This window comes from Sphingomonas sp. EC-HK361 (genome assembly GCF_902498785.1).
Classification (GTDB): domain Bacteria; phylum Pseudomonadota; class Alphaproteobacteria; order Sphingomonadales; family Sphingomonadaceae; genus Sphingomonas.
Genome location: NZ_LR701494.1, coordinates 741,208 through 763,319, shown reverse-complemented (window position 1 = coordinate 763,319; position 22,112 = coordinate 741,208). Strand labels below are relative to the sequence as shown.

17 protein-coding genes and 1 pseudogene are annotated in these 22,112 nt (G+C 66.1%); 13 read left to right on the top strand and 5 right to left on the bottom strand.

The features are described from left to right. Positions 1 to 124: 124 nt before the first annotated feature. The 8 genes from BOS5A_RS10990 to BOS5A_RS10955 all read left to right on the top strand — a co-directional run bounded on the left by BOS5A_RS10990 (position 125) and on the right by BOS5A_RS10955 (position 12,424). A complete protein-coding gene (locus BOS5A_RS10990) occupies positions 125 to 1,645 on the top strand; it encodes a tryptophan halogenase family protein (protein ID WP_151955148.1) in 1,521 nt (506 codons plus the stop codon). Further along, positions 1,642 to 3,465 carry an alpha-amylase family glycosyl hydrolase gene (locus tag BOS5A_RS10985; protein ID WP_151955147.1) on the top strand — a complete coding sequence of 608 codons (1,824 nt, stop codon included), beginning with the start codon at positions 1,642 to 1,644 and terminating at the stop codon, positions 3,463 to 3,465. The genes BOS5A_RS10990 and BOS5A_RS10985 overlap by 4 nt, the downstream gene beginning before the upstream one ends. A 17-nt stretch (positions 3,466 to 3,482) precedes the next feature. Beyond that, on the top strand, positions 3,483 to 5,102 hold the full coding sequence (locus BOS5A_RS10980) for an alpha-amylase family glycosyl hydrolase (protein WP_151955963.1): 1,620 nt from the start codon (positions 3,483 to 3,485) through the stop codon (positions 5,100 to 5,102). A 3-nt stretch (positions 5,103 to 5,105) separates the two neighbouring features. Further along, complete coding sequence (locus BOS5A_RS10975; protein ID WP_199857344.1) at positions 5,106 to 7,166, top strand: glycoside hydrolase family 97 protein; 2,061 nt, start codon at positions 5,106 to 5,108, stop codon at positions 7,164 to 7,166. A 101-nt stretch (positions 7,167 to 7,267) separates the two neighbouring features. Beyond that, on the top strand, positions 7,268 to 8,149 hold the full coding sequence (locus BOS5A_RS10970) for an alpha/beta hydrolase (protein ID WP_234419306.1): 882 nt from the start codon (positions 7,268 to 7,270) through the stop codon (positions 8,147 to 8,149). Then, positions 8,146 to 9,624: a tryptophan halogenase family protein gene (locus BOS5A_RS10965; protein WP_151955146.1), complete on the top strand. Its 1,479-nt coding sequence runs from the start codon at positions 8,146 to 8,148 to the stop codon at positions 9,622 to 9,624. The genes BOS5A_RS10970 and BOS5A_RS10965 overlap by 4 nt, the downstream gene beginning before the upstream one ends. Next, positions 9,621 to 10,943, top strand: coding sequence for an MFS transporter (locus BOS5A_RS10960; protein ID WP_151955145.1), 1,323 nt, complete (start codon positions 9,621 to 9,623; stop codon positions 10,941 to 10,943). The genes BOS5A_RS10965 and BOS5A_RS10960 overlap by 4 nt, the downstream gene beginning before the upstream one ends. Further along, positions 10,940 to 12,424: an MFS transporter gene (locus tag BOS5A_RS10955; protein ID WP_151955144.1), complete on the top strand. Its 1,485-nt coding sequence runs from the start codon at positions 10,940 to 10,942 to the stop codon at positions 12,422 to 12,424. Before BOS5A_RS10960 ends, BOS5A_RS10955 begins: the two co-directional genes overlap by 4 nt. Positions 12,425 to 12,548: 124 nt before the next feature. Here BOS5A_RS10955 and BOS5A_RS10950 read toward each other — a convergent pair whose 3' ends face one another. The 3 genes from BOS5A_RS10950 to BOS5A_RS10940 form a co-directional block, all read right to left on the bottom strand. Further along, on the bottom strand, positions 12,549 to 12,974 hold the full coding sequence (locus BOS5A_RS10950) for an MAPEG family protein (protein ID WP_151955143.1): 426 nt from the start codon (positions 12,972 to 12,974) through the stop codon (positions 12,549 to 12,551). Positions 12,975 to 13,164: 190 nt separating this feature from the next. Further along, positions 13,165 to 14,244: a 1,9-bis(guanidino)-5-aza-nonane synthase gene (locus BOS5A_RS10945; protein ID WP_151955142.1), complete on the bottom strand. Its 1,080-nt coding sequence runs from the start codon at positions 14,242 to 14,244 to the stop codon at positions 13,165 to 13,167. A 115-nt stretch (positions 14,245 to 14,359) separates the two neighbouring features. Then, positions 14,360 to 15,595 (bottom strand): type III PLP-dependent enzyme, encoded by a 1,236-nt coding sequence (locus tag BOS5A_RS10940; protein WP_151955141.1) that lies wholly within the window; start codon positions 15,593 to 15,595, stop codon positions 14,360 to 14,362. Between the two features lie 138 nt (positions 15,596 to 15,733). On the opposite strand from BOS5A_RS10940, the gene BOS5A_RS10935 reads away from it, so the two are divergent. The 3 genes from BOS5A_RS10935 to BOS5A_RS10925 are packed head-to-tail and all read left to right on the top strand — an operon-like array spanning position 15,734 to position 17,338. After that, positions 15,734 to 16,765, top strand: coding sequence for a threonine ammonia-lyase (locus BOS5A_RS10935; protein WP_151955140.1), 1,032 nt, complete (start codon positions 15,734 to 15,736; stop codon positions 16,763 to 16,765). Then, positions 16,762 to 16,941 (top strand): hypothetical protein, encoded by a 180-nt coding sequence (locus tag BOS5A_RS10930; RefSeq protein ID WP_151955139.1) that lies wholly within the window; start codon positions 16,762 to 16,764, stop codon positions 16,939 to 16,941. The genes BOS5A_RS10935 and BOS5A_RS10930 overlap by 4 nt, the downstream gene beginning before the upstream one ends. Before the next feature lie 10 nt (positions 16,942 to 16,951). Then, the gene (locus BOS5A_RS10925) at positions 16,952 to 17,338 is read left to right on the top strand and encodes a DUF1801 domain-containing protein (RefSeq protein ID WP_151955138.1); all 387 of its coding nucleotides are present in this window, start codon (positions 16,952 to 16,954) and stop codon (positions 17,336 to 17,338) included. 106 nt (positions 17,339 to 17,444) lie between these two features. On the opposite strand, the gene BOS5A_RS10920 is transcribed toward BOS5A_RS10925, so the two are convergent. Beyond that, positions 17,445 to 18,101 carry an alpha/beta hydrolase gene (locus BOS5A_RS10920; RefSeq protein ID WP_151955137.1) on the bottom strand — a complete coding sequence of 219 codons (657 nt, stop codon included), beginning with the start codon at positions 18,099 to 18,101 and terminating at the stop codon, positions 17,445 to 17,447. A gap of 102 nt (positions 18,102 to 18,203) precedes the next feature. Here BOS5A_RS10920 and BOS5A_RS10915 point away from each other — a divergent pair, with 102 nt between their 5' ends. Both BOS5A_RS10915 and BOS5A_RS10910 read left to right on the top strand, forming a co-directional pair. Further along, complete coding sequence (locus tag BOS5A_RS10915) at positions 18,204 to 19,268, top strand: cysteine desulfurase family protein (RefSeq protein ID WP_151955136.1); 1,065 nt, start codon at positions 18,204 to 18,206, stop codon at positions 19,266 to 19,268. Further along, positions 19,265 to 20,298 (top strand): annotated as a pseudogene (locus BOS5A_RS10910) (cysteine desulfurase family protein); the annotation flags it as partial. The gene BOS5A_RS10915 and the pseudogene BOS5A_RS10910, both read left to right, overlap by 4 nt. A gap of 41 nt (positions 20,299 to 20,339) precedes the next feature. On the opposite strand, the gene BOS5A_RS10905 reads toward BOS5A_RS10910, so the two are convergent. Beyond that, on the bottom strand, positions 20,340 to 22,085 hold the full coding sequence (locus tag BOS5A_RS10905; protein WP_151955135.1) for an acetolactate synthase 3 large subunit: 1,746 nt from the start codon (positions 22,083 to 22,085) through the stop codon (positions 20,340 to 20,342). Between the last annotated feature and the right edge of the window lie 27 nt (positions 22,086 to 22,112).

Below are 22,112 nucleotides of genomic sequence, written 5' to 3'. Positions count from 1 at the left end.
CGAGCGTCAACCAGACTCGTTCGTACTGAGCGAAGTCGAAGCACTTTGCGCCAAGCATGGCCTTCGACTTCGCGCAGGCCGGACGGACGGACTCCAGGACCGAAGCGGAACAGGGAGGCGAGGCATGGACAAGACGAAAACCACGCCCTCTCCAAACGTTGTCATCGTCGGCGGGGGAACCGCCGGCTGGATGGCGGCGGCGGCCTTTGCGCGCTTCCTGCCCGCGGGCTGGACGGTGCGGCTGATCGAATCCGATGCGATCGGCACGGTCGGGGTGGGCGAGGCGACGATCCCGCAGCTGCGCCTCTTCAACGCGCATCTCGGCATCGACGAGGATGCGTTTGTCCGCGCGACGCTAGGCACGTTCAAGCTGGGGATCGAGTTCGTCGGCTGGTCTGGCCCGAAATCGAGCGGCGACAGTCGCTACCTCCACGCCTTCGGCACGATCGGCCGCGGCATGGGGCTCGTGCCGTTCCATCATTACTGGCTGCGCGGCGGCGAGGCGGCAGGCGATCTGTGGGACTATTCCCCGACCGCGATCGCCGCGCGCGGCAACCGTTTCGCGCGCGATCTCGGCCGTACCGAATTGCCGAGCGGGGTCGCCTGGGCGTTCCAGTTCGACGCCGCGCTCTACGCCGCTTTCCTGCGCCGCTACGCCGAGGCGCGCGGGGTCGAGCGGATCGAGGGCCAGGTCGTCCATGTCGCGGTCGATGACGGCAACATTGCTTCGATCACGCTTGAAGGCGATCGCAAGGTCGCCGGCGATCTCTTCATCGACTGCTCGGGCTTTCGGGGTCTGCTGATCGAGGAGGCTCTCCACGCCGGCTATGAGGACTGGACGCACCTGCTGCCGTGCGACCGTGCGCTCGCGGTGCCGTCCGCCAATGCTGGCGCGCTGACGCCCTATACCCGCGCGACTGCGAAGGAGGCGGGGTGGCAGTGGCGCATCCCGCTCCAGCATCGCTGTGGCAACGGCATCGTCTATTCCAGCGCGCATCTGTCGGACGATCGCGCGGCCGACATCCTGCTTGCGGGGCTGGATGGCGCGCCGCTCGCCGATCCACGCCCGCTACGCTTCCGTGCAGGGCGGCGCAAGCGGGCGTGGGTCGGCAACTGCATCGCGCTCGGGCTGGCGGCTGGGTTCATGGAGCCGCTCGAATCGACGAGCATCCACCTCGTCCAGTCGGGCATCGCGCGACTGCTCCAGCTGCTGCCGGCAGGCGACAGCCCCGCGAGTGCGGCCGAGTTCAATCGCCAGACCGCGCGCGAATGGGAAGCGATCCGTGATTTCCTGATCTTCCACTATCACGCCAACGGCCGCGACGAGCCGTTCTGGCGCGCCTGCCGCGAGGCTGCGATTCCGGACAGCCTCGCCGCGCGGATCGCGTTGTTCCGCGAAAGCGGCCGGATCGTCCACGAAAGTCACGAGCTGTTCACCGAGGTCGCATGGCTCCAGGTGATGACCGGGCAGGGCATCCGTCCGCAAGCCTATCATCCGCTCGCCGACGATCTCTCGGCCGCAGAACTCGCCGAATATCTCGCGCTCGCCCGCCGCCACGCCCAAGGCGTCGCCGCGCGGATGCCGACCCACGACGCCTTCATCGCGGCCCATGCAGCGGCCGCCCCAACCACGGTGGCCGCATGAAACTTCCTCTGCTCGCACTCTTTCTCGCAACCGCACTTCCCGCGCCTGCGCTCGCGCAGGCCGCAGCACCGGCGTCTTTCCGCGACCGTCTGCCGCAGGACGAGGTGATCTATTTCGTCCTGCCCGACCGGTTCGAGAACGCCGACCCGTCGAACGATCGCGGCGGGCTAAAGGGCGGACCGCTGACGACCGGGTTCGATCCCACCCACAAGGGCTTCTACCACGGCGGCGACCTGAAGGGCCTCGTCAAGCGGCTCGATTACATCCAGGGGCTCGGCGTGACCGCGCTGTGGGTCGGCCCCATTTTCAAGAACAAGGCGGTGCAGGGCGCGAAGGGTCAGGAATCGGCCGGCTATCACGGCTACTGGATCACCGATTTCACCAAAGTCGATCCGCACCTCGGCACCGAGGCCGATTTCCGCGCGCTCGTCGATGCGGCGCATGCGCGGGGGATGAAGGTCTATATGGACATCATCGTCAACCACACCGCCGACGTGATCCAGTACCGCGAATGCGGTGAAGGATCGAAGTGTGACTATCGCGACCGCGCGACCTACCCCTATCAGCGCAAGGGCGGGGTGACTGGCAAGGCGATCAACGCCGGTTTTGCGGGAGACGCGGTGCAGACGCCCGAGAATTTCGCGAAGCTCGCCGATCCGAGCTACGCCTACACGCCTTACATCCCGAAGGATTTGGAAAAGGCGAAGACGCCCGCGTGGCTGAACGACGTGACGCTATACCACAACCGGGGCAATTCCACCTTCGCCGGCGAAAGCTCGACGATGGGCGACTTCTCCGGCCTCGACGACCTGATGACCGAAAACCCGAAGGTCATCGCCGGCATGATCGATATCTTCGGCGGCTGGATCGACCGGTATGGCGTCGACGGCTTCCGCATCGATACGGCGCAGCATGTGAACCCGGAATTCTGGCAGGCGTTCGTGCCCGCCATGAAGGCACGCGCCGCGGCCAAGGGCATCGCCAACTTCCACATCTTCGGCGAGGTCGCGACCGGCGACATGGACCCGGCGCGGCTCGCGGCACACACCCGCGTCGACAAGCTGCCCGCAGTGCTCGACTTCGCCTTCGACCGCGCGGTGAACGACGTGGTCGAGGCCGATGCGCCGACAAGCGAGCTCGCGAAGCTCTTCATGGGCGATTCGCTCTACGAAGGCGGCGCGGAGGCAGCCGAGCAGCTGCCGACCTTCCTCGGCAATCACGATCAGGGCCGCGTCGGCTGGTTCATCCGCAAGGCCAAGCCCAAAGCCGACGATGCCGAGGTGCTGAAGCGCGACATGCTCGCGCACGCGATGCTGCTGACGTTGCGCGGCGTGCCGACCATCTATTCGGGCGACGAGCAGGGGTTCGCCGGCGACGGCGGCGATCAGGACGCGCGCGAGGACATGTTCGCATCGAAGGTCGCGGTCTATAACGACAACACGCTGATCGGCAGCAAATCGACCAACGCAGTCGCGAATTTCAACCCCGATCACCCGCTTTACCGCGAGATTTCAGCACTTGCGAAAGTGCGTACCAGCCATCCGGCGCTCACCCGCGGCAAGACCGTCATCCGCTGGGTCGAGGAGAAGCCGGGGCTCTTTGCCGCGTCACGCCTCGATCCGGCGACGGGCGCGGAAATCCTCCTCGCCTTCAACACCTCGACCGCGCCGATCACCCGGCAGGTCGAGGTGAATGTCGGCTCGACCCGCTTTACGACGCTCGCCGGCACCTGCGTGCCGACCGCGAGCGCGCCCGGAAGCGTCACGGTGACGCTGCCGCCGCTCGGCTATGCGGTGTGCGCTGCGGAGTCCGGCCAGTGAACGTCCCGATGAACGTCATGGCGCGAAAGCCCGAAACCGCGTCCGACCATGAATGGTGGCGCGGTGCCGCGATCTACCAGATATACCCGCGCAGCTTCGCCGATTCGAACGGCGACGGGATCGGTGATCTTGCTGGCATCACCGCGCATCTCGATTACGTCGCCGACCTTGGCGTCGATGCGATCTGGATCTCGCCTTTCTTCACCAGTCCGCAGGCGGACTTCGGTTACGACGTCGCCGATTACCGCGATGTCGATCCGATCTACGGCACGCTTGCCGATTTCGATGCGCTGATCGCCCGCGCCCACGCGCTGGGCCTGCGCGTCCTCGTCGATATGGTCTGGTCGCACACCTCAGATCAGCACGCGTGGTTCGTCGAGAGCCGGTCGAGCCGCGAAAATCCCAAGGCCGACTGGTACGTCTGGGCCGACGCCAAGCCCGATGGCAGCCCGCCCAACAACTGGCAGTCGGTCTTCGGCGGCCCCGCCTGGACGTGGGATGCGCGGCGTGGGCAATATTATTGCCACAATTTCCTCGCCGCGCAGCCGCAGCTCCATGTCCATCTGCCTGCGGTGCAGGACGAACTGCTCGACACCGCCCGCTTCTGGCTCGACCGGGGCGTCGATGGCTTCCGGCTCGATGCAATCAACTTCGCGATGCACGATCCGGCGCTCACCGATAATCCGCCCGCGCCGGAAGACGGGACGGTCCGGACCCGCCCGTTCGACTTCCAGCTCCACCGCTACAACCAGAGCCATGCCGCAATCCCCGCGTTCCTCGAACGCGTTCGGGCGCTGCTCGACAGCTATGGCGACCGCTTCACCGTTGCCGAGGTGGGCGGCGCCGACAGCGACCGCGAGATGAAGCTCTTCACCGCCGAAAAGCGCCGCCTCAACAGCGCCTATGGCTTCGATTTCCTCTACGCGCCGGCGCTGACTCCAAAGGTCGTCGCCGATGCGCTCGCCAACTGGCCCGAGGGCGAGAGTATCGGCTGGCCGAGCTGGGCGTTCGAGAACCACGACGCCCCGCGCGCGATCTCGCGCTGGGTCGCGGCGGAACACCGGGACGCCTTCGCGCGCGTGAAGATGCTGCTGCTCGCGTGCCTGCGCGGGAATATCTTCCTTTACTACGGGGAGGAGCTCGGCCTGCCGCAGGTCGAGATCGCGTTCGAGGATCTGCAGGACCCCGAAGCGATCGCCAACTGGCCGCTCACTTTGTCGCGTGACGGCGCGCGCACGCCGATGCCGTGGCAGGCGGAGGCGCCGCAGCTTGGCTTCAGCACGGCGCCGCGGACGTGGCTGCCCGTCGGCCCGGAGCACCGCGCGATCGCGGTGTCCGCGCAGGCGGATGATCCGCAGTCGCTCCTCGCCTTCACCCGCGGCGTGCTCCGGTTGCGCAACGACCAGCCCGCGCTGCTGTGGGGCGACATGCATCTGGTGGAGGCCGAGGCGGCGCTGCTCGTGTTCGAGCGGCGGCTGAACGGAGAGCGTCTGCGCTGCGTCTTCAACCTTTCGGCGCAAACCACGGCGCATAGCCCTCAGCCCGAATGGCATATCATTGCATCGACGGGTGTCTGCGATAACGGTGCGCTCGGCCCGTATGCGGGCTATGTCGCCAGTCTTGTTGGTCGGGAGTAAGCCATGAAATTGTCGGGTCGCACCGTCTTGTCGCTGATCGCGCTCATCACTGCCACGCCGGCGCTCGCCGATGTGGTCGCGAGCGCCAAGTCGCCGAACGGCAAGATCGCGGTAAGCGTCAGCCTCGATCCCGAAGGCCACGCGACCTATGCGGTGACCCGCAACGGCAAGCCCGTCATCAATGACAGCCGGCTCGGTTTCCTGTTTACCGATGCGCCCAAGATCGAGCGCAACATGACGTTCCTCGATGCGAAAACGGCGAAGTTCGACCAGACGTGGAAGCAGCCATGGGGCGAATGGTCGCAGATCCGCGACAATCATGTCGAGCTGAAGGTCCGCCTGAAGGAGGCTAAGGACCTGAAGCGCGAGATGGACGTCACCTTCCGCCTCTTCGACGACGGTATCGGCTTCCGCTACGAAATGCCCGACCAGCCGAACCTGAAGACCGCGCATATCGCCGACGAGCTGACCGAGTTCGCGCTGGCGCAGGACGGCACCGCCTGGTGGATCCCGGCGGGCGAGTGGAACCGCTACGAATATCTCTACAACAAGACGCCGATCACCAGCGTCGGCCAGGCGCACACGCCGGTTACGATGAAGCTCGCCGACGGCACCTATATCGCGTTCCACGAGGCGGCGCTCGTTGACTATTCCTCGATGTGGCTCCGCCATGTCGAGGGCACGAAATTCAAGGCGACGCTCGCCCCCGGCGCGACCGCGGCGAAGGTCACGAAGGCCGGCGCGTTCACGACGCCGTGGCGCACGATGATCCTCTCCGACGACGCGCCCGGCCTCTATATGAGCCATATCGAGCTCAATCTGAACGAGCCCAACAAGCTCGGCGACGTCAGCTGGTTCAAGCCATCCAAATATGTCGGCGTGTGGTGGGAAATGCACATCGACAAGTCGGGCTGGGGCGGGCCGAACGTCGGCGCGACAACCGACAATGTGAAGAAATATATCGATTTCGCCGCCGCCAATGGCTTCCCCGGGGTGCTGGTCGAGGGGTGGAATGTCGGTTGGGACTCCGACTGGTTCGGCAACGGCAACGCGTTCGACTTCGCGACCCCGCAGGCCAAGTTCGACATGCCGACGCTCTCCGCCTACGCCTCGGCCAAGGGCGTCCACCTGATCGGCCACCACGAAACCGGCGGCTCGGCGAGCCACTATGAAAGCCAGCTCGACCGCGCCTATGCCTATGCCGCCTCCAACGGCGAGCAGGTCGTGAAGACCGGCTATGTCGCCGATGCCGGGCAGATGGAACGTGTCGATCCCGACGGCACCCACTACCGCGAATGGCATGACGGCCAGTGGTCGTCGAACCACCACCTGCGCGTCATCGAGACCGCGGCGAAATACCATGTCGCGGTCGACACGCATGAGCCGATCAAGGACACCGGCTTGCGCCGGACCTACCCGAACTGGGTCAGCCGCGAAGGTGCGCGCGGCATGGAATACAATGCCTGGGGCGTGCCCAAGAACCCGCCCGAGCATGAGGCGAACCTCGTCTTCACGCGGATGCTGTCAGGGCCGATGGACTTCACGCCGGGCGTGCTCAGCCTGACGGGGAAGGGCGGCACCCCGATCCAGTCGACGATCGCAAAGCAACTCGCGCTCTATGTCGTCCTCTATTCGCCGGTGCAGATGGCCGCCGACCTGCCCGAGAATTACGCGAAATATCCGGAGGCCTTCCAGTTCATCAAGGACGTGCCCGCCGACTGGTCCGACACCCGCGTGCTCAACGGTGAAGTCGGCGACTATGTGACCTTCGCGCGCAAAGACAAGAATTCGGACGACTGGTATTTGGGCGCGGTCGGCGACGAGCAGCCGCGCACCAGCCAGGTGAAGCTCGATTTCCTCGACAGGAACCGCAGCTATACCGCTGAAATCTATCGTGATGGCCCCGGCGCCAATTACCGCACCGAGGCGCGGCATTCGATCACGATCGAGAAGATGGAGGTCGCGCAAGGGCAGACGATCACGGTAGCGCTGGCTCCCGGCGGCGGCGAGGCGATCCGCTTCGTCGCGGGCAAGAAGGGCAAGCCGGGGAAGAAGCGGAAGTGAGTGGGCTCTTTACCCCGCTTAAGCGTATCCCCGCGAAGGCGGGGATCCGGCCCGCAAGAAGAGTCTGGATTCCCGCCTTCGCGGGAATACTGGCGACATTGGTGTTCGCGCTCTTCACCCTGCCAGCCGCTGCGCAGGACACCGGCCGCTTCGTCGAAATCGCCGCCGTCCCGACGACCAACATCACGCCGCCGCACGTCGTCGTCTGGCTCCCGCCCGGCTATGACGCCGCCAAACGCCGCTACGGCGTTGTCTATATGCACGACGGGCAGAACCTGTTCTTCCTCGCGCGATCAAACTTCAACAAGGTCTGGGCCGCGGACAAATCCGCGCTCCGCCTCATCGCCGCAAAGCGGGTCGATCCGTTCATCATCGTCGGCGTCGATCAGCCGGGCGAGGCGCGTTACCGTCAGTATTTTCCGCAGAAGCTCTATGCGATGGCCTCTCCCAAGGTGCGCGCCGGCTTCGATCGCCTCGCCAAAGGCCCAATAACCGGAGATGCTTATCTGCGCTTTCTCACCGACGATCTGAAGCCGATGATCGACCGCGAGTTCCGCACCTCGCCCGATCCGAAGCACACTGCGGTCATCGGGTCCAGCATGGGCGGCCTCATCTCGTGCTATGCCTTTGTCGAAAAGCCCAGCGTCTTCGGCCGCGCCGCTTGCGTCTCGACGCATTGGCCGCTCGCCGATCCGTCCGATGTCGGCCCGTTCAATCCGGAGATCACCGCCATCTGGAAGGCATATCTCACGAAATCGCTCGGCAAGCCGAACGGCCGGCGTCTGTGGATGGATCACGGCACCGAAACGCTCGACGCCAACTATCGCCCGTATCAGCAGGCGATCGATGCCGATCTGATTGCGCTCGGCTGGAAGCGCGGCCGTGATTTCCAATCCCGCGAATATCCCGGCGCCGCGCATGAGGAAAACGCCTGGGCGGCGCGTATGGACGACATTTTCGGCTTCCTGCTGGGCAAGCGATGACGCCGCCCAGCGTCGTCATCCTCGGCGGCGGCACCGCCGGATGGATGACGGCGTGCCTGATTGCCAAGGCTTGGCCTGATGCATCGGTAACCTTGGTCGAAAGCCCGGAGATCGGCATCGTCGGAGTCGGTGAGGGATCGACCCCGCAACTCCGTCATTTCTTCCGAACCCTCGGTATCGACGAGCGCGATTGGATGCCGGCCGCGCACGCGACCTACAAGGTCGGCATCGCGTTTCGCGGCTGGTCGCGTGAGCCGGGATATGAGGCGTATTTTCACCCTTTCGCCAGCGCAGTCGATCTGCACACCGAGCCGGCCTTCCACGCCGCGCATCTGGCGCGCCGCACCGGGCGCGACGTGCCCGCGCATCCGGATCGCTTCTTCCTCAACAGCCGCCTCGCGGAAGGATCGCTCGCGCCGCTGCCGTCGGAGAGTTTCCCCTTCGACGCGACCTACGGCTATCATTTCGACGCCACGCTGGTCGGGCAGGTGCTGCGCGATCATGCGGTCGGGCGCGGCGTTACCCATTTGCCGCGCCGCGTGGACGAGGTGGTGATCGGCGCGGAAGGCGCAGTCACCCACCTCGTCCTCGACGGCGGCGAGACGCTCGCCGGCGACCTGTTCGTCGATTGCTCGGGCTTTGGTTCGGTCATTGCGCAGGGCGCGCTCGGCGTTCCGTTCGTGAGCTATGCCGACACGCTGTTCAACGACCGCGCGGTGGTGATGCCCACGCCGCTGACCGATGCCGGACCGCGACCCTACACGACCTCCACCGCACTGTCGGCGGGCTGGGCGTGGGACATCCCGCTCATCACGCGGACCGGAAACGGCTATGTCTATTCCAGCCGCTATATCGACGCCGACGCTGCGGAGGCGGAACTGCGCGCGAATCTGGGCGACACCAATGCGACCGCACGGCACCTGACGATGAAGGTCGGGCGTGTCGCGGAAAGCTGGAAGGGCAATTGTCTTGCGGTCGGGCTAGCCCAGGGCTTCATCGAACCGCTCGAGGCGACCGCGCTCCACATCGTCCAGGCAACGGTCGAGGGATTTGTCCAGGCGTTCACCGATGGCGGCTTCACCCCGAAGCACCGCGACACGTTCAACCGGACGATCGCGCGGCGCTATGACGGCATCCGTGACTATATCTTCGCGCACTACCGGCTGAACCGGCGCGGCGACACCGAGTATTGGCGCGATTGTGCGGCGAACGATCGCCTGTCGGATTCGCTGAAACGCCTCTTCACCTGCTGGTTCACCGGCGGCGATCTGCTTACGGAGATCGCGGAACAGGACATCGCGCGCCATTACGCACCGCTGAGCTGGGGCTGCATCTTCGCCGGTTACGGCACGTTTCCGGACGCTGCAAAGCTCACCGCTGTGCCGACACGCGATGACGGATTGGACGACTTTCTAACGCGTTGTGCGTTGAACTTCCCATCACACGCGAAAGCGCTTGAGGCGCTGGCCGCATGACCAGGCTCCGCAAGCCGCACCTCAGTCTCGCCCGCATCGTGCAGATGAACATCGGCTTTTTCGGCCTGCAATTCTCTTTCGGGCTCCAGCAATCGAACATGGGGCCGATCTACAATTATCTGGGCGCGGATGAGGGCAATACGCTGCTCTGGCTCGCCGGGCCGATGACCGGGCTGCTCGTGCAGCCGATCATCGGCGCGCTCAGCGACCGGACGGTCACGCGTTTCGGCCGCCGCACGCCCTATTTCCTGATCGGCGCGGTCATCGCCTCGCTCGGCTTGCTCGCGATGCCGTACAGCCCCGCGCTCTGGGTCGCGGCGTCGCTGCTGTGGATTCTCGACGCTGCCAACAACATCACGATGGAGCCTTACCGCGCCTATGTCGGCGATCGGCTGGATGAGGATCAGCGCCCGTTCGGCTTCCTGACCCAGGCGGCGTTTACGGGCCTTGCGCAGACGCTCTCCTATCTCGCGCCTTCGATCCTCGTCTGGTGGGGGATGGATGCGGACGCGATCGACGCCAACGGCATTCCCCACATCACCCGCGCGGCGTTCCTGATCGGTGCGGTGCTGTCGCTGGGGTCGATCCTTTGGTCGGTGCTGAGCGTCCCCGAATTGCCGATGAGCGAGGGTGAGATCGCGGCGATGCGCTCCCGTCCACTCTCGGCGGGCTCGACGCTGCGCGACATCGGCGATGCCATCCGCGAGATGCCGGTCGCGATGCGCAGGCTCGCCATCGCGATGCTGTGCCAGTGGTTCGCGATGTTCGCCTATTGGCAGTTCATCGTCTTCGCCATCGCCCGCACGCTCTTCGGCAGCGGCGACGCCGCGAGCGTTCGCGCGGCCACGCTCGTCAACGGGCAGGTCGGCGCCTTCTACAATTTCGTCGCCTTCCTCGCCGCCTTCGCGATGGTGCCGCTCGCGAAGCGCTACGGCGCGCGCGGGGTACATGCGGTGTCCGTCACCGCCTCAGGCGCAGCGATGCTGGCGATTCCCCACATCGCCGATCAGACGACGCTGTTCGTCGCGATGATCGGCATCGGGCTCGGCTGGGCGAGCCTCATGGGCTGCCCGTATATCATGCTCGCAAACGCGATCCCGCCCGAGCGGACGGGGGTGTATATGGGCATTTTCAACATGTTCATCGTGATACCTATGATGATCGAGACGGTCGTGATGTATCTCGCCTATCATCCGGTCCTGGGCGGCGATCCGCGCCACGTCCTGATGCTCGCGGGCGTACTCATGCTCTGCGCGGCGGTGGCGACCATCTTGGTAGGAACGACACGGCGCGCAGACGCCGCAGGGGAGGGTGCATGACCGCATTGCGTCGGCCGCGGCAGGGGTTCGCCGGGCTGTGGAACATCAGCTTCGGGTTCTTCGGCATCCAGATCGGCTTCGCGCTGCAGAACGCGAATATGAGCCGCATCTTCCAGTCGCTCGGCGAAAGCCTCGACAATCTCGCCATCCTCTGGATCGCGGCGCCGCTGACCGGGCTGCTCATCCAGCCGATCATCGGCCATTACAGCGACCGGACCTGGGGGCGGTTCGGGCGGCGGCGCCCCTATTTCGTCGCGGGCGCGATCCTCGCGACGCTCGCGCTGTTCGGGATGCCCAATGCGCCCGCGCTGCTGGCGGCGGCGCTGCTGCTGTGGATGCTCGACGCGTCGCTCAACATCTCGATGGAGCCGTTCCGCGCATTCGTGGGCGACATGCTCGACAAGGATCAGCACACGGCGGGCTATGCGATCCAGACCGCGTTCATCGGCGCGGGGGCGGTCATCGGCTCTGCCACGCCGTTCATCCTCGATCATCTCGGCGTGGCGAACGCGGCCCCCGGGGGCGGTATCCCCGATACTGTCCGCTACAGCTTCTATTTCGGCGGCGCGGCGCTGTTTCTGGCGGTCATGTGGACCGTGCTGACGACGAAGGAATACAGCCCCGCGCAACTCGCGGCGTTCGACGGGCGCGAGCCTGCCGACGCGCTTTCTCCGCCACCACCGCCCGCTTCGAGCATCGGCGCGTGGCCGTGGATCGGCGGCGGACTGCTGATCGCGCTGCTGGTCGCGTTCGCCGGGCTGGAGAAGGAGCTCTATCTCCTCGCTGGCCTTGTCGCGGGCTACGGGATCGCCCGCCTGGCCGCCGCGGCGCTCCATGCCCGCGGGCGCCACGACAATCTCCTGACCCACATCGTCGGCGATTTCGCCGGGATGCCGCCGATCATGAAGCGGCTTGCGCTCGTCCAGTTCTTCACCTGGTCGGCGCTGTTCATCATGTGGATCTACACCACGCCCGTCGTCGCCCAGTATGTGTTCGGTTCGAGCGACCCGGCGAGCGAGGCCTATAACCAGGGCGGCAACTGGGTCGGCATCCTGTTCGCGGCATATAACGGCGTCGCGGCGATCTTCGCGGCGTTTTTCCTCCGCCCGATCGCGCGCCGGCTGGGGCAGATCAGGACGCATGCGCTAGCGCTGACGCTCGGCGCGCTGGGGTATCTTTCGTTTCTCTTCGTCCGCGATGCGAACCTGCTTATCTTGTCGGAAATCGGCATCGGCATCGCCTGGGCGTCCATCCTCGCCATGCCCTATGCGATCCTCGCGTCGAACCTGCCGCAGGCAAAGCTCGGTATTTACATGGGGTTGTTCAACGTCTTTGTCGTCATTCCGCAGCTTTTGGTCGCAACCGTCATGGGGACGATCGTCCGTCACTTTTTCCCGACCGAACCGGTGTGGACGATGGCGTTTGCCGCGGGTGTTATGCTGATTGCCGCGCTCGCGACGCTGCGCGTGGAGGTTGAGTAGTTCGGATCGGCCTTCCCACTTCCGTTCGGGCTGAGCCTGTCGAAGCCCCGTTCCTCTTTTCGCGCAAACAGGACAAGGGCAGCACTTCGACAAGCTCAGTGCAAACGGATGGAAGGCGAGGAGTTCAGAACACCGCCATCGCCGCGTGCAGCGTCAGCGCGACGAGGCAGAGCGTTGCGATCAGGAAGAGCGCAAAGCGGATCGACACCTTGTTGACCGTCGCCTGCCAGACGCTGTGGGCGATGCGGAACGCGACATAGGTCCAGGCGATATAGGCATTCACGCCGTCACCGGTTCCGCTGAACGCGATCACCAGGCACACCGCGTAGAAGAGCACCGGTTGTTCGAGCAGGTGGTTGTAGTTGTGCGCGATCCACTGCGTCTTGTCGGGCAGCACGCCGTCGGCGTCGGTGCCCTTGCCGCCGACCAGCCGGCCCAGATCGACGCCCGCGGCCTTCATCGCGGGAAGACGTGTCGCCACCAGCCAGACGAGCATGACCAGCGTCCACGCGATCAGGACGACGACGGGCTTCAGAATCTCGCTGTGCATGAAAAAGCCTCTCCCGGAATATTGCCGTGGGAGGCTGCCTCAATCAGTTCGGTTCCGCAACGGATTTGCGACTGCGGTGGTAGAACTCCGTCGTCACCCCGGACTTGGTCCGGGGTCCCGCTGTCACAACCGCCGTGACCGACAGAAGCGGGACCCCGGCTCGGAGGCCGGGGTGACGATGTGGTCAGCCTTACTGGAAAAGCTTCGCCCACTTGCGGACGGGGCGATCCTTCCACAGGCCGCGGTGATAGGCATCGGACGCGAGCAGCGGCACCACCGATCCGGCTTCCGCGAACACCATCTGCTCGATGCCCGTATTCACCTTGCCCCAGCTCGCCGCTTCCTGGAGCGTCGAGGACGAGCACGCCCCGTCACGCACGTCGGCGACGGTGATCTGCACCGCGTATTTATGGACCTCGACATCCTCGTGGCCGAGGATCTCCGCGCACACGACCGTGTCCTGGATGAAGTTCTTCGGCACACCGCCGCCGATCATCAGCAGGCCGGTGGTGCCGCCAGCGATCTTGATCTCGGTCAGTTCACGAAAATCGGCGATCGCGTCGAGCACCATATAGGGCTTGCCCGCCTTCGCGCGATCGACCTGATGCTTCACCAGCCCGAAGCCGGCCGAGGAATCGACGAACGCCGGGCAGAAGATCGGCACGTCATGCTCGTAAGCGAGCTTGACGAGGCTGTTCTCCTTTTTGCCGTGCTCGACGAGATATTTCCCCATCTCGCGAATGAACGCGCGGCTCGAATAGGGCTTCGCCTCCAGCGAATCCGCGATCTTCAGGATCGTGTGGTCGCAGTCCTGAAGCTGCTCCTCGTCGATATAGGTGTCGTAGATGCGGTCGATATAGAGCGAGCGCAGCGTGTCATCGTCAGGAATCTCAAGCGCTTGGTAATGCTTGTGGCCAAGTCCTTCGAAGAAATCCATGTCGACGATCGACGCCCCCGTCGCGACGATCACATCGACCATGTTCGACCGCACCAGCTCGGCATACAGGTCCATGCACCCACCCGCGGAGGTGCTGCCAGCGATGACAAGCACCACAGTGCAGTCCTTGTCGGCGAGCATCTGGTTGTAGATGTCGGTCGCGCGGCCGAGATCGCGGCTGGTGAACGACATCTTCTTCATCGCATCGACGATGGGGCGCGCGTCGAAGCTCCTGATGTCGATATGCTCGACCGTGGTGGAGAGCAGCTCCGCCTTGCGGGTGTCGTTGATCGGCGCGCTCGCCGAGGCTGTCTTGGTCAGGGTGTCGGTCATGATCTTCTCCATACGCCGTCACCCCGGCGAAGGCCGGGGTCCAGAGCCACAAGAGACGACGCTCGCGACTCTGGATCCCGGCCTTCGCCGGGATGACGGTTAAACGTGATTGCCGTTACAGCGTGACGACGTTCGACGCGACCCGCGCGGGCGCCTCGACATACAACGACACCATCGGCTCATCCTCGACGATCACCGTCTCGTCCGATCCGAAGCCGTTGAACGCGGTGCGCATCGCCGAGCCGTAGGCGCCGAGCATCCCGATCTCGATATAATCGCCCGCCTGGACGTCCGCCGGCAGCAGGAACGGTCCCGCCATATGGTCAAGATCGTCGCAGGTCGGGCCGTAGAACGAGAAGGGATGGTCGCGCACCGTCGATTCCGGCTCGCGCAGCAGCGCCACTGGAAAACGCCAGCCGATATGCGCCGCATCGAACAGCGCGCCATACGCGCCGTCGTTGATGAACAGCTCGTTCCCGCGCCGCTTCTCCACACGCACCACGACCGACGAATATTCCGCGCACAGCGCACGGCCCGGTTCGGCCCACAGCTCCGCCGAATAGCTGATCGGCAGCGATTCGAACGCGCGGTGGATCGTCTCGAAGTAATTCTCGAGGGCGGGCGGCTCCATGCCGGGATAAGCGGACGGGAAACCGCCGCCCACATCCACGACATCGACCGTGACGGCCGCCTCGACGATCGCCTGGCGCACCCGCTCCATCGCCTCGGCATAGGCCTGCGGGGTCATCGCCTGGCTACCGACATGGAAGCAGATGCCGAGCGCATCGGCCGCCTGGCGCGCCCGGAACAGCAGGTCCTTCGCCTCATGCGGGGCGACGCCGAACTTCGACGCAAGGCTGAGCTTCGAATGCTCCGACGAGACGCGCAACCGCACGCACAGCGTCAGGTCCGCCGCGTCGTTCGTGGCGCGTAGAATCTTGTCCAGTTCCTCGATCGAATCGAGGCTGAACACGCGCACGCCGTGGGTGGCATAGGCCTCGCGAATCGCTTCCTCGGCCTTCACCGGGTGCATGAAGCACAAGGTGGCGTCGGGCAGCGTGCGCGCGACGAGCCGCACCTCGGCGATCGAGGCGACGTCGTAATGCGTGATCCCGCTCTCCCACAGAACCTCCAAAAGGTCCGGCGAGGGGTTCGCCTTCACCGCATACATCGAGCGGCCCGGGAACTTCTCGACGAAGAACCGGGCGGCCCGCGCCGCGGCGTGGGGACGAATGAGCGTCACCGGCTGGACCGGATTACGCTTCGCAATGTCGATGGCGCCTGCGACGGAATCGGAGACGACGGTCGATTGGGCTTTCGCTAGCCCCAGCGCGCTATGATGCTTGTGCAACTCAAGGGACCTCCAAGTGGCTGACGCCGACGACGAAATGCTGCCTTGCGGTTGGAAGTCCCATGGGGCAGCGGGAAGCGGGCACATAAGACCCTCGATCCCCTGTGTAAAGCGGGTCTCAGTAAACGGAGACGGCATGTGACGATTTTACGACAGCCGACACGGGCGGGGGTCCGCGACGCAGCGGAAAAGATCGCGCGGGTGCTCCCGCTGAGTCCGCTCTTCGTCCACGAAATCAAGGGCGTGGCAGTCGCTTTCAAGGCCGAGTCGCTGCAGCCGATGGGCGCCTTCAAGCTGCGCGGCGCGTGGCACCGGCTGACCGCGCTGGACGAGGACGCGCGCCGAAAGGGCGTCGTCGCCTTCTCCAGCGGCAATCACGCCCAGGGAATCGCCTGGGCGGCGAAACGGCTGGGAATCGCGGCGACGATCGTCATGCCCGCGGACGCCCCCGCGGCGAAGCGCGAGGGCACGCTGGCGCTGGGCGCCGAGATCGTCACCTACGACCGCGCCACCGAAAGCCGCGAACAGATCGCCGGGCGACTCGCCGAGGCGCGAGGCGCGACGCTGGTGCCGAGCTTCGACGATCCCTGGGTGATCGAGGGGCAGGGGAGCGCCGGCATCGAAGCGGCTGCGCAGATGGAGGCGGCCGGGCTGGGGTCGGTGGCGCACGTCGTGACCCCGTGCGGCGGCGGCGGCCTCGCCGCTGGCCTCGCGCTTGCGCTACCCGAGGCGCGGATCAGCGTCGTCGAGCCCGAAGGCTGGGACGACATGCGCCGCAGCCTGGAGGCGTCGTGGATCGAACCGGTCGGCGACAACCCTCCGCCGACGGCGTGCGATGCGCTCCAGACGATGCGGGTGTCACCGCTGACGTTCGACGTGTTGTCGCGGCGGGATGCGACCGGCCACGCGGTGAGCGAGGCGGAAACCGCGGCGGCACAGCGCTGGGCGGCGACACATCTGCGGCTCGTGGTGGAACCTGGCGGCGCAGTCGCGCTCGCCGCGCTGCTTGCGGGCAAGGTCGCGCCGGAGCCGGGAGTGCTGGTGCTCCTGTCAGGCGGTAACGTGGACATCGAAGCCTATGCTCGCGCCTTGGCAGAAGAGCAATGTGCCCCCGCGCAGGCGGGGGCCCAGCCTGGGTTCCCGCCTTCGCGGGAACACATCGAGGCATGAACGGCGCCTTGGGAAGCATCGCCAACGCCGCTCCCGCGATCGCGATGCTCGCGGCCTTCGCCTGCGCGATCGGCGGCGGTTACCTGCTGGCGACGAAGCGCGACGTAAAGAAGGGCGCGCTGATGCTGGTGATGGCGGCCGTGCTCGTGGGCAATGTGATGATCTGGACTTTGTGAAGGAACCGGGATGGCCCACGAAGAAACCCGCCCAGCGTCGCTGATCGACGCGCGGATACGCGAGTTGGGCGACTGGCGCGGGGAGACGCTCGCAAAGGTGCGCGCGCTGATACGGGAGGCGGTTCCGGACGTGGTCGAGGAATGGAAGTGGCGCGGCGTGCCGACATGGTATCGCGGCGGCATGATCTGCACGGGCGAGAGCTACAAGAATGCGGTGAAGCTGACTTTCGCGAAAGGCGCGTCGCTCCCCGATCCGGCGGGGCTGTTCAACGCAAGCCTCGACGGCAATGTGCGCCGCGCGCTTGATCTGCATGAGGGTGACACGATCGACGAAGCGGCGTTCGTGGCGTTGGTTCGCGCGGCGGCGGCGGCGGCGGCGGCGGCGTGCGTGAAGTGACGTAGGGGCGCGACATGGGCAAAGCCCATGCCGTCGGTCGGCGCTGATCGCGCCGCCGGCCGCAGTTCGCGGCAAAACGCGGATTAGCTTCGCTAATCCGCTCCGCTCACCGAATAGGACAATCCGGGTGCAGGCGCATATCCAGATACGTATCCACCGCTCGCATCAGATCCGGCATCTCGTGCTCGAAGAAATGATTCGCCCGCGGGATCACGTCGTGGTGGATCGTGATGTGCTTTTGCGTGCGCAGCTTGTCGACCAGCTTCTGCGTGGCGAGCGGGGTGACGACCTCGTCGGCCTCGCCCTGAATGATTATGCCGCTCGCAGGGCACGGCGCCAGGAAGGTGAAGTCGTACATGTTCGCCGGCGGCGCGACCGAGATGAAGCCGCGGATTTCCGGGCGGCGCATCAGCAGCTGCATCCCGATCCACGCGCCGAAGCTGACGCCCGCGATCCATGTCGTCTGCGCCTCCGGATGAAAGCTCTGGACCCAGTCGAGCGCGGCGGCGGCATCGGACAGCTCGCCGATGCCGTTGTCGAACGTCCCCTGGCTCTTTCCCACCCCGCGGAAATTGAAGCGGAGCGTCGCGAAGCCGCGGCGCTGGAAGGTCTTGTAGATCTCCTGCACCATCCGGTTGTTCATCGTGCCGCCCGATGCCGGGTGCGGATGCAGGATCATCGCGACGGGCGCGCGGGGCTTGGGAGCAGGAGCGAAACGCCCCTCGAGACGGCCTTCGGGGCCGGGAAAAATGACTTCTGGCATGGATCTCGCCGGCAAGGGATGGGGGGACGCTCGCGCCCCCGAATTGCATCGCTATATAGAAAGCGCGCGATCTTTCGCAATTGGAACGACCCAAGGACGACTTTGCCAAACCGTATCTATCTGGATCACGCCGCGACTACCCCGATGACGGCAGCCGCACGCGCCGCGATGACGGGAGCGATGGCGGCGTGGGCGAACCCGTCATCGCCGCACGCCGAGGGGCGCGCGACGCGGCGGGCGCTGGAGGATGCGCGCGGCGCCATCGCCAGCGCCTATGGCTGGCGGCACGAGACGCTGCTGACGAGCGGCGCGAGCGAATCGCTCGGCATCGCGCTCGGCCGGTCGATGGCGGAGCGAATCGTCATCAGCGCGGTCGAGCACGATGCGGTGCTGCGCGCCGCCGGCCCTGCGCCGATGCTGCCGGTTGGCGCGGACGGCGTGATCGACCTCGATGCGCTGCGCGAGGCGGTGACGCCGCGCACGCTGGTCGCGGTGCAGTGGGCAAACAGCGAAACCGGCGTCCGTCAGCCGATCGCGGCGGTTGCGGAAGTGGTGCACGAGCGCGACGGTTGGATGCTGGTCGATGCCGCGCAGATGCCCGCAGGCGCCGACCCCGACGTCGCGCGCCATGCCGATCTCGTCGCGCTGTCGGCGCACAAGCGCGGGGGGCCGATCGGGGTTGGTGCGCTGCTGGTGCGCGACCTTTCGGTGTTGCTGCCGACCGGGGGGCAGGAGCGCGGCTATCGGCCGGGGACCGAGAATGTGCCCGGCGTGCTCGGCTATGCAGCGGCGCTTGCCGAGCCGGAGGATCTCGCGCGGCTGTCTACGCTTAGGGCGCGGCTGGAGGAGGCGATTCGCGGTGCTGGCGGCGTGGTGGCCGCGGAAGGCGCGCGGCGGCATCCGGCGATCGGCGCTTACCGGATGCCCGGCATGGCCGCTGCGGCGCAGCTCATCCGCTTCGACCTGGGTGGGTTCGCGGTGTCGGCGGGCAGCGCCTGCGCGTCGGGAAGCATGCGCCCGAGCCATGTGCTCGCCGCGATGGGCTGGGACGAACAGGCCAGCCGCGAGGTCGTGCGGGTCAGTTTCGGGCGGACGACTACCGAGGCCGAGATCCATGCCTTCGTCGCCGCGTGGACGGCGATCGCGCGCGAGCGGGCGGCGGCATGATCTATCTCGACTATCAGGCAACGACCCCGCTCGCGCCCGAGGCGCTCGAGGCGATGCTGCCCTGGCTCAAGGACGGCCACGCCAACCCGCATAGTGCCCACAGCGCCGGCCGCGCGGCGAAGGCGGCGGTCGAGGTCGCGCGCGACGAGATCGCGGCGCTGCTGCCGAAGGGCGGTCGCGTCGTCTTCACCAGCGGCGCGACCGAGGCGCTGAACTGGGCGATCAAGGGTACGAGCGGGCCGATCGTGACGCTGGCGACGGAGCACGCTGCGGTGCTGGACACCGTCGCAGCGGAGGCGAGGCGTGGCTGTGAGGTGACGGTAGTGCCTGTAGATACCGATGGCCTCCTGCCCCTCGTCACCCCGGACTTGATCCGGGGTCCAGCTTCTTCTTCTCCGCCAACAGTAGCGGGATCCCGGATCAAGCCTGTCCTGAGCTTCGCCGAAGGGTCCGGGGTGACGAGGGGAATTGTCGCCGCGATGCTGATCAACAACGAGATTGGCGTGCTCCAGCCCATCGCCGCGCTCGCCGATCAGGCGCACGCGGCGGGCGCTCTGTTCCTGTGCGATGCGGTGCAGGGCTATGGCCGCGTGACGATTCCCGAGAACTGCGATCTCGTCGCGATCTCGGCGCACAAGATTCACGGGCCGAAGGGCGTGGGTGCGCTGTGGATACGCGACGGCGTCGCGCTCGATCCGTTGCTGCACGGCGGCGATCAGGAGGGCGGGCGATCGGGCACGCTCAGCCCCGCCTTGTGTGCCGGCTTCGGCACCGCCGCCCGGCTGATGCGCGAGCGGGCGGAGGCGGATGCGGCGCATGTCGCACGCCTCTGGCAGATCGCGGCGGAACGGTTCGGAGTTGCGCCTCCCCTCCCTGCACGCAGGGAGGGGAGGCGCAACTCCGAACCGTTCCGCCGCGATCTGCCAGAGGCGTGCGACATGCGCCGCATCCGCCTCCGCCCGCTCGCGCATCAGCCGGGCGGCGGTGCCGAAGCCGGCACACAAGGCGGGGCTGAGCGTGCCCGATCGCCNACCCACCCCCGACCCCTCCCTTTCAGAGAGGGGAGATGTGCTAAACCAGCGCCTTCGCTTCGTCGTCCATCGTGCCGGAGACTTCGTTGGCCTGGAGGATCATGTCGGTATGCGCCGCGCCGCTCGGGATCATCGGGAAGCAGTTGGCGAGCTTCGCCACCCGGCAATCGACGATCACCGGGCCGTCATGCGCGAGCATCGCGGCGATGCCGTCGTCGAGTTCACCGCGCGCGTCGATGCGGATGCCCTTCCAGCCGTAAGCCTCGCCCAGCTTCACGAAGTCGGGGAGCGAGTCCGAATAGCTTTCGGCATAGCGGCTCTCATAGGTCAGTTCCTGCCACTGGCGGACCATCCCCATATATTCGTTGTTGAGGATGAAGACCTTCACCGGCAGCCGGTATTGCGTCGCGGTCGCCAGTTCCTGGATGTTCATCTGGATCGACGCCTCGCCGGCGATGTCGATGACGAGCGCGTTCGGGTTGCCGAGCTGCGCGCCGATCGCGGCGGGCAGGCCGTAGCCCATCGTGCCGAGCCCGCCCGAGGTCAGCCACTTGTTGGGCTTTTCGAAGCCGAAATGCTGGGCTGCCCACATCTGGTGCTGGCCGACTTCGGTCGTGATGATCGGCTCGCGCGCATGCGTCGCCTCCCACAGCGCGCGGATCGCGCGTTGCGGCATGATCGCGTCGCCGTCCTCGGGGAAGGACAGGCAGGCGACGGCGCGCCAGCCGGCGATGCGGCGCCACCATTCGTTGGTGTCGGGTTTGGGATGCTGGCGCGATTTCCAGACGCGCACCATGTCCTCCAGCGCGCGGCCGGCATCGGCGATGATGGGGAGATCGACGCGGACGTTCTTGTTCACGCTCGACCGGTCGATATCGATATGGACCTTACGGCTGTTCGGGCTGAACGCGTCGAGCCGCCCCGTCACGCGGTCGTCGAAGCGCGCGCCGATCGCGATGACCAGATCGGCCTGGTTCATCGCCATGTTCGCTTCGTAGGTGCCGTGCATCCCGAGCATGCCGAGGAATTGCGGGCTGGAGGCGGGGAAGCAGCCGAGACCCATCAGCGTCGAGGTTACGGGCGCGCCGGAAATCCGCGCCAGTTCAGCCAGCAGTTGCGACGCGCCGGGGCCGGCGTTGATGATGCCGCCGCCGGTGTAGAGGATCGGGCGCTCGGCGGCGGCGAGCATGTCGACGACCTGCTCGATCGCGGTCTTGTCGGGCTTCACCTGCGGGCGATAGGTCTTGTGCTGGATCGGGCCGGGCTTCTGGTAGCGCGCGGTCGCGACCTGGACGTCCTTGGGGATATCGACGACGACCGGCCCCGGGCGGCCCGAGGTCGCGATATGGAACGCCTCGTGGATGATTGAGCCGAGAACGGCGGGGTCCTTAACCAGATAATTGTGCTTGGTGCAGTGACGGGTGATGCCGACGGTGTCGGCTTCCTGAAACGCATCTGTGCCGATCAGCGCGGTCGGGACCTGCCCGGTGATGACGACCATCGGGATCGAATCCATCAGCGCATCGGTAATGCCGGTGACGGCGTTGGTCGCGCCGGGGCCGGAGGTGACCAGGACGACGCCGGGTTTGCCGGTGGAGCGCGCATAGCCCTCCGCCGCGTGGGTCGCCGCCTGTTCGTGGCGGACGAGGATGTGCCGGATACGCTTGGACCGGAACATCGCATCGTAGATCGGCAACACCGCACCGCCGGGATAGCCGAACACGACCTCCACACCGAGATCGCACAGCGCCTCGATCAGGATGTCTGCTCCGCTCTTCTCGGCCACGTCGGGTTTCCTTTCGATGTTGCGGTG